Annotated in this window: 6 protein-coding genes and 1 pseudogene; 3 read left to right on the plus strand and 4 right to left on the minus strand. The window is 49.8% G+C overall.

What is annotated here, in order from left to right; all coding sequences use genetic code 11:
• The coding region (locus tag ACLQ7H_RS12695) for a lyase family protein (RefSeq protein ID WP_411752976.1) at positions 1–926 on the minus strand (926 nt) is incomplete at its 3' end.
• An 859-nt stretch (positions 927–1,785) separates the two neighbouring features.
• Positions 1,786–3,156: an adenylosuccinate lyase family protein gene (locus ACLQ7H_RS12700; protein WP_411752977.1), complete on the minus strand. Its 1,371-nt coding sequence runs from the start codon at positions 3,154–3,156 to the stop codon at positions 1,786–1,788.
• A 237-nt stretch (positions 3,157–3,393) separates the two neighbouring features.
• Here ACLQ7H_RS12700 and ACLQ7H_RS12705 point away from each other — a divergent pair, with 237 nt between their 5' ends.
• The gene (locus ACLQ7H_RS12705) at positions 3,394–4,407 is read left to right on the plus strand and encodes an aldose 1-epimerase family protein (protein WP_411752978.1); all 1,014 of its coding nucleotides are present in this window, start codon (positions 3,394–3,396) and stop codon (positions 4,405–4,407) included.
• A gap of 66 nt (positions 4,408–4,473) precedes the next feature.
• On the opposite strand, the gene ACLQ7H_RS12710 is transcribed toward ACLQ7H_RS12705, so the two are convergent.
• Positions 4,474–5,853, minus strand: a complete 1,380-nt coding sequence (locus ACLQ7H_RS12710) for an MFS transporter (protein WP_411752979.1) — start codon at positions 5,851–5,853, stop codon at positions 4,474–4,476.
• 372 nt (positions 5,854–6,225) lie between these two features.
• A complete protein-coding gene (locus ACLQ7H_RS12715; RefSeq protein ID WP_411752980.1) occupies positions 6,226–6,585 on the minus strand; it encodes an SOS response-associated peptidase family protein in 360 nt (119 codons plus the stop codon).
• 47 nt (positions 6,586–6,632) lie between these two features.
• Here ACLQ7H_RS12715 and ACLQ7H_RS12720 point away from each other — a divergent pair, with 47 nt between their 5' ends.
• Together ACLQ7H_RS12720 and ACLQ7H_RS12725 are read left to right on the plus strand one after the other, a co-directional pair.
• Positions 6,633–6,884 (plus strand): hypothetical protein, encoded by a 252-nt coding sequence (locus tag ACLQ7H_RS12720; protein ID WP_411752981.1) that lies wholly within the window; start codon positions 6,633–6,635, stop codon positions 6,882–6,884.
• A gap of 587 nt (positions 6,885–7,471) precedes the next feature.
• Positions 7,472–7,735 (plus strand): annotated as a pseudogene (locus ACLQ7H_RS12725) (Tn3 family transposase); the annotation flags it as partial.

The following is a 7,735-nucleotide window of genomic DNA, read 5'->3' on the forward strand; positions in this document are numbered from 1 at the left end:
TTTTGCGGCATGGTCGAGCTGCCTATTTTGCCGTAGTGAAATCCCTCCTGGGCTTCATCAATTTCCGTGCGTTGCAGGAAGATAATTTCCTGGGCGATCTTTTCAAATGTCGCGCCCATCAGACCCAGCAGACAGACGTAAGTTGACAGGCCATCACAGGACGTTCTCACCGGCACCACGGGTGAAGACAAGCCTAACGCCTGCGCCATCAAATCCTGCACCACCCTGCCTTTACCCTCCATCGAGGCAAAAGTTCCAACCGCGCCACCCATGCAGATCACGAAGGCATCACGGGTTGCCTGCATAAGCCGTTCTCGATGGTGTCGAACTTCTTCATGCCATGCCGCGACTTTAAAACCAAAGGTGATGGGCAGCGCATGCTGACCGTGCGTGCGTCCGGCCTGCGGCGTAGCTTTGTTTTGATCAGCCAGCGCCGCCAGTTTATCCAGCACGTCATCAAGCCCCTTCATCAGCAATTTGTGGGACTTTCTCAGTTGCAGGACAGCACCGGCATCAATGATGTTTTGTGTGGTTGCGCCCCAGTGGATATAGGCTCCGGCTTCCTTTCCGCAAATTTCCTCAAACTGGTGTAAAAACGGCACCAGCGGGTGCATGGTTTCCTTGATCCCTTTAGCAATTCTGTCCATATCAAACAGACTGGCATCAGCCTTTTGCGCAATCACCAGTGCGGCATCAGCCGGGATCATGCCCAGTTCCGCTTGCGCCTTCGCAAGCGCCACTTCCACATCCAGCCACCCCTGTAACGTATTAAAATCCGACCAGTTTTTTTTGGCTTCTTTACTGAACCAGTGGCAGGTTAAAAACGTATTGAACATCCCTACGCTTGCGTTCATCTTATTTTCCCCGTTTTCCGTCATGGAAATAGCTTTAATAAGGCAGACAGTTTTAATTATTCCTGTTGCCACCTGTTTATCAGCGTAAGGGAGATTTTGTCAGCAGGTTGTGAATGAAGTCATGAATTAACCTGCGCATTCAAAGAAAACCAAAAAGAAATAACTCTAATTCTGCAGGGACTCAATATTTTACAAATGTGCTACATTAAAAATTTATGAAAAAATGGATTAAAAATATAATGTGCAGCATAATAGATCGTCAGGTTTTATATTTGCAGATACATCGATCATAAACCGATCTGTATTGAGATGATATGACTGACTTTTAACGAGGAACCCAGGTGTTTATTTTGCTTCATGACTACCACGAGAAACTGGAGCATGAACCCAAATCGATTGAAAATCATTGATTTAATGTAAAGTTCAGACCATGTGCAAGCTGCGAAAGTTGAAATAACCACCGAAAAGATGATTGCTCTTGAAGGGCTAACCTACCCTGTTCAAGACTGAGAACTCTGGCGGAAAACTGATACAAATGTGAGCATGGTCACACATCAGAGCCTTCCACGATCTGATATCCCTTCTGATTGACCAACTCATGAAATATTTCCCTGACGCTTGTCGCAATGCCCTGCATACCCTTTATTTTCGGCATTATTAAATATAGGCAACGGGATACTTTCAGCCCATTCCGTCTGATTTCACTGATACCATCTCATTACGCCCCCTCATCTATTGGCGGAGAATTCAGATTTTCCATACTGATTTAAAGATCTAATTTATTCGCTTCACAGGAAGATATCGCATTATATTAACGTATCGTATCGTCGACAATTCTCAGGTAATGAATAACTCGTCTTCAGGTTATTTGAATATATTATACTGAATAATATAACTGGTTATCAGACCCATATTTTTATACCCCAAAAATTCAGGTCGTGGATGACCGTTCAGGAGTGCTGTACCGGAGTTCACGCTCCACACAGTCCTGTGCTTCGCCCAGGTAGCTCTGCGGCACCAGCAACGATTTCAGATCAAGTTCATCGGGTAATTGCTGACCGGCCAACTCGTCGCGGATTGCTTTCTCAAAACTGATCCCTCTGGCTACACACGTCAGCGTGGCATTGTAGATCGCATGGTGTGCCGCAGGTCTGCCGATATAGCGTGCCAGCTCCAGCATCACGGATTCCGAAAGGATAAGACCCCCCGTGGCATTAAGGTTATCCAGCATTCGATCAGCATTGACTTTAAGCCCCCCGATCAATTGCTCCATTTTCTCAACGATGGAAATGGTGAAAATACTGACTTCAGGCAGCAACAGACTCATGATAAGTTCCTGGGACATATGGCCCTCATTCATGCGCACCGTCGACATACCCACCAACCCCATACGTGAGCGCAGCATCTGTGCTATACCCACGATAATCATCGCAAGCTGCGGGTTACGCTTTTGCGGCATGGTCGAGCTGCCTATTTTGCCGTAGTGAAATCCCTCCTGGGCTTCATCAATTTCTGTGCGTTGCAGGAAGATGATTTCCTGGGCGATCTTTTCAAATGTCGCTCCCATCAAGCCCAGCAGACAGACGTAGGTTGACAGGCCATCGCAGGAGGTTCTCACCGGCACCACGGGTGAAGACAGGCCTAACGCCTGCGCCATCAAATCCTGCACCGCCCTGCCTTTACCCTCCATGGAGGCAAAGGTTCCGACCGCGCCACCCATGCAGATCACAAAGGCATCACGGGTTGCCTGTGTGAGCCGTTCTCGATGGTGTCGAACTTCTTCATGCCAAGCCGCGACTTTAAAACCAAAGGTGATGGGCAGTGCATGCTGACCGTGCGTGCGTCCGGCCTGGGGCATATCTTTGGTTTTGTCAGCAAGCGCCGCCAGTTGTTCCAGCACTGCATCAAGCCCCTTCATCATCAATTCGTGGGACTTTCTCAATTGCAGGACTCCGCCAGCATCTATGATATTTTGCGAGGTTGCCCCCCAGTGGATATAGGCACCCGCCTCTTTGCCACAGATTGCCTCGAACTGGGACAGGAATGGCACCAGCGGGTGCATGGTGGCCTTAACGCCTTCAGCAATTTCATTCAGGTCAAACAGACTGGCATCGGCCTTTTGCGCAATCACCAGTGCGGCATCTACCGGGATCATCCCAAGTTCTGCCTGCACGCTCGCCAATGCAGCTTCAACATCCAGCCAGCTTTGAAGCATATTGAGATCCGACCAGATCTCCTTCGCTTCTCTGTTAAACCAGTTGCAGATAAAAATGGTGTTGAACATCCCTGTACCTGCATTCATAGACCAACTCCCTGGCTATTTGACAACCCGATTGCGTTATGGGCTTATACGATGATGGGGCAAGCAGCACAGCAATGAATAAAACTGTCCTGATTTTGCAATTGAGTGTGAGTGGGCGATGGAATAAACATCTGAATGGAATATCCGAGACCTCTGAACGATAGCAGAAAAATGGTTTAGCTTGTTGTTGATGATTATCGCAGTGAACTGTCCACTCCCTTGTTAAGGAGATTACCGATGACGACACGATTAGCATTATGGCGCGAGCTTTTTACTGAACATCCTCGCACCCTGGTAAAGAATAAGGATTTTACAGTCACTGTTTTTCGCTATGCGAGTGGTGTGGAGGGGCTGAAGGTGGCGAACTCCCGTGGGCATCTGGTGATCCTTCCCTGGCTTGGGCAGATGATCTGGGATGCGCAGTTTGATGGTCATGACCTGAAAATGGGGAATATGTTTCACCAACCTAAAGCGGCAAAAGAGGTGGTGGAAACCTACGGTTGTTTCGCATTTCACTCCGGCCTACTGGCAAATGGCTGCCCGTCGCCTCAGGATAACCATCCCCTGCATGGTGAATTTGCCTGCGCCAGTATGGATGAGTCCTGGCTGGAGCTGGAAGGAGACAGCTTGCGCATATGCGGAAGCTATGAATATGTAATGGGGTTTGGTCATCACTATCTGGCACAGCCTTCAGTGGTCATCCATAAAGAGAGTCCATTGTTTGACATCGCGATGACCGTCACAAATCTGGCTTCCGCCCCCATGCCATTACAGTACATGTGCCACATGAATTACGCTTATGTGCCCGATGCGGCTTTTAAGCAAAACATACCAGATGAATCCCTGATACTGCGTGAATCGGTGCCTGATCATGTTAAACCCACCGAGCAGTGGCAACTATTTAACCAGCAGATACTGCAGGGCGAGGTTACGCTCAATACGTTAAGCACCCCTCATCTGTACGATCCGGAAATTGTCTTTTTTGCGGATAAGCTCGACCGCTACACCGATAAGCCTGAGTTTGAAATGCTTGCCCCGGATGGCACCCGATTCATCACGCGCTTTTCCAGCAAGGAATTCAACTACGTGACCCGCTGGATTCTTTTTAATGGCGATCAGCAAGTCGCCGCGTTCGCCCTGCCGTCAACCTGCCGTCCAGAAGGATTCATTGCGGCACAGCGCAGCGGTAGCCTGATTCAGCTTGGCCCACAACAGAGCCGCCAATTCACCGTCACCACCGGTATTGGTTGATCGCAGAATGCGTGTTGCAAGACCGCGAGAACTCGACGTTGCCAGTCAGTGAGGGCTCGATTTTAGTTATGCCTGATCTGCCATAGCCAACCGGCGTATACGCATTCCGCTGACAACCATCGCCATGGCAGCTAACAGGGCACCGAGGAACAGGCTGGCATGGGTGCCCCGATGGTCGAATAGATTAAACATCAACGCAACCAGTGCCGCCCCTGCCGCCTGGCCGAAAAGACGCGCAGTACCTGCTATGCCACCGCCAATACCGCTGCGATGGAGAGGAGTTGAAGAAATCATCGCGTGATTGTTGGGGGTCTGAAACAGACCGAAGCCGATTCCGCACAACGCCATTCGCCAAATAATATTAAGGTCCGATGGCTGCGACGGCAACAGCGCCAGCGACAGCATTCCAGCGCTGAACAACCCTAGGCCGACACTGCTGAGCATGCCGGTATTGAACTTCTCGCTCAGATATCCGGCAATGGGTGCCAGTACCATCGTCGCCAGCATCCAGGGCGTGAGCAATAACCCCGTTGCCACCTCACTTTTCCCCAGCACGTCCTGCAGAAAAAACGGCAGCGAGACGAATGCCAGCATCTGTGCGCTGAACGAACAGAAGGAGGTACCGATGGAGAATGCAAATATTGGAATGCGCAGCAAATCTACCGGTAACAGCGGCCGGGGTTGATGCAGTTGGCGACGCACGAAAAAAGTACCTATCAGCAGTGCGCCGGTTAGTTCAGCCAGTGTCAGGAGGATCTCCTGCCGTTGGGCAAAACCGCTGAGTGCAATGATCAACAGACCGAAGGTCAGTGCATTAAGAACTGCGCTCCAACCATCGAAGTTATAGCGATGATCCCTGACCGGACCGGATGGCAGATAGCGTAATCCCAGCAGCAACACCACAATGCCGATGGGTGCATTAATGGCAAACAGCCAGGGCCAGGTAGCCACAGAGAGGATGCCTGCTGTGATGGCCGGTCCAGCGACGGATGACACAGCAACGGTCAGGGCGTTCACCCCCATGCCGCGGCTGATATAACGATGCGGGTAGATAATGCGCATCAGCGCGATATTGACGCTCATCACCCCTGCTGCGGCCAAACCCTGCAGGATACGCGCCAACGTCAGCGTCCATAACGAGTCTGACAATGCGCACGCCAGCGATGTCAGGCTGAACACCGCAATACCGATCAGATAAATGCGACGGTAGCCGATAATATCGCCCAACGACGATAGCGGTAACAGGGCAATCACCACCGCCAGATAATTGGCATTAATTATCCATATTGACTCTGCAGCGCTAACGCCAAGATCTCGGGCGATGGTGGGAAGAGCAACATTGGCAATGGTTCCGTCCAGCACAGCAACGAACACTCCCAGGACGAGAGTGGCGATGGCACCGTAGCGCTGCGGTATCGGTAATCCATCGGTAATTTTTTCTGTCATGGAGGGCTGTATCGCCATGCTGCACGCATAGGAAGAAAACAACGCCTGATTATATGACAAATGCAGCATCGCAGTTGAAGTGCCGTACTCATGATCTGTAGCATGTGCCAACTTTGGCAGGATCACTCAATAGGTCGTGATCCCCCATCTGACAGCGAGGTGAGCAGGAAATTAACGGGTAGGTTTACTCAATTCAATCCTCAATTTCCTCAATGAGTTCAGCGCCCTGGTTTTTTACACTACCCACTTTCCTTGTCACAGGATGCCATGCAAAATCACTGGCTGGCATAGCCTTATTCTTCACGAGTGCGAGAGCGTCTTCCGTCGACGTATCTGTATGCATCCACTCAAGCGCGGCCTCAGATTCGAGCACTACGGTATTCTGTCGTGTATATCGACAAGCCCCTTGTTGCTTTCAGCAGTGATGATCACAAAGCCCTGCGCGGCATCCTCTTTATCAAGGACATGGCCTATCGCTGCAAAAAATAAGGGTTTTGAATCTCGATGGTGAATGAAATATGGTTGTTTGACGTTGCCGTTCCGCATCCACTCGAACCAGCCTGACGCGGGAACTATCGCACGCACTGTCTTCCAAAGAGGTTTGAACATGCGGCTTGATGAGGCAGTTTCGCTGCGTGCATTGATAAGCGCCGGTTTATCCCACCATTCAGGCTTGTATCCCCAGCGAACAGGATTGAGGTGGTACCCGTCTTCGCGAGGATTAATGATCAAGACTGATATAGGCCAGATTTATCTACGGGTTCGGGGTCACTCCAATTATGGCTGACCAGCCGAAAGCAAATATTAGGCTAAAAGCCTGGATAGCAAGGCAACTGAGTATTGCCCGTATTCTGGCGCATGCGTTTACCGGCATGCTAGATCATGAAATCCGCGTTATGTCACATGATTGTTTTGAGAAAATTGAAATTCCGGGGATAGGATTGGTTCCGTTAATAAAATCACACACCCAAAAATGGAGAGCGGTAATTACACATCAAAGTCTGTATATTGGGCAACATCAAATGAGTTAGAAGTCGTTATCGAGCTGGCAAAAATCCTCTCCCTGTGCCAGATATTATTTCAAACAAACAGTGAATTTAATATTCATGAGTTCGATTTAAAAAGTACACCGCTCTGGGCTAGCAGCTGTTTGGGAAAAGTCCCTCCGACTCATTACAGTTTGTGCTATGTGGAAGGTTCTTCATGGCTGAGTTTGCTGCTATGGGCTGACACCATCATTATGCCCGAGCAACTCTTGATTACAGACCAGGACAGGGCTGAACTGGAGACATTTGATGCATTCAACAACTGGGGGATGAGAAATTTGATACGGGCAAACAGTGGCCATTTGCGACTCACCAGTTTCGCCGAAGCGTCGCTGTTTATGCTACCCGTTCAGGTATGGTTTCACTTCCTTCACTTGGAACACAGTATAAACATCTCAGTCTCGTAATGGCCTAGCTGTATGCCGAAAATTCAGCGTTTGCTGAACATTTTGTACGTGATGTACATGGCGTAATCCCTGAAGAACACAGGGTCGTTGAAATGTTTGATTACGCAAACGCGCTAAATAAATCCATCGCGTTTGAGGAGAACGTACTTAACGCAACGCAAAAACCAGGATCTACATATAAGCCTGTGTGCGGTGATGCTGGCTGAGGCCTGCAATATCGGACATGAACCGCTGATCAAGCACAATATCCCAGCACTGACCCGCCATCGCCTGAGCAGGGTGAAACAGAACTACATCCGAGCAGAAACGCTGGTCAGCGCCAATGCGCGGCTGGTTGATTTTCAGTCCTCGTTAGCGTTGGCAGGATACTGGGGTGGCGGTGAGGTAGCCTCCGCTGATGGTATGCGTTTTGTCACACCAGTGAAAACG

It is taken from the genome of Serratia sp. (in: enterobacteria) (assembly GCF_046715635.1).
Taxonomy (GTDB): domain Bacteria; phylum Pseudomonadota; class Gammaproteobacteria; order Enterobacterales; family Enterobacteriaceae; genus Chania.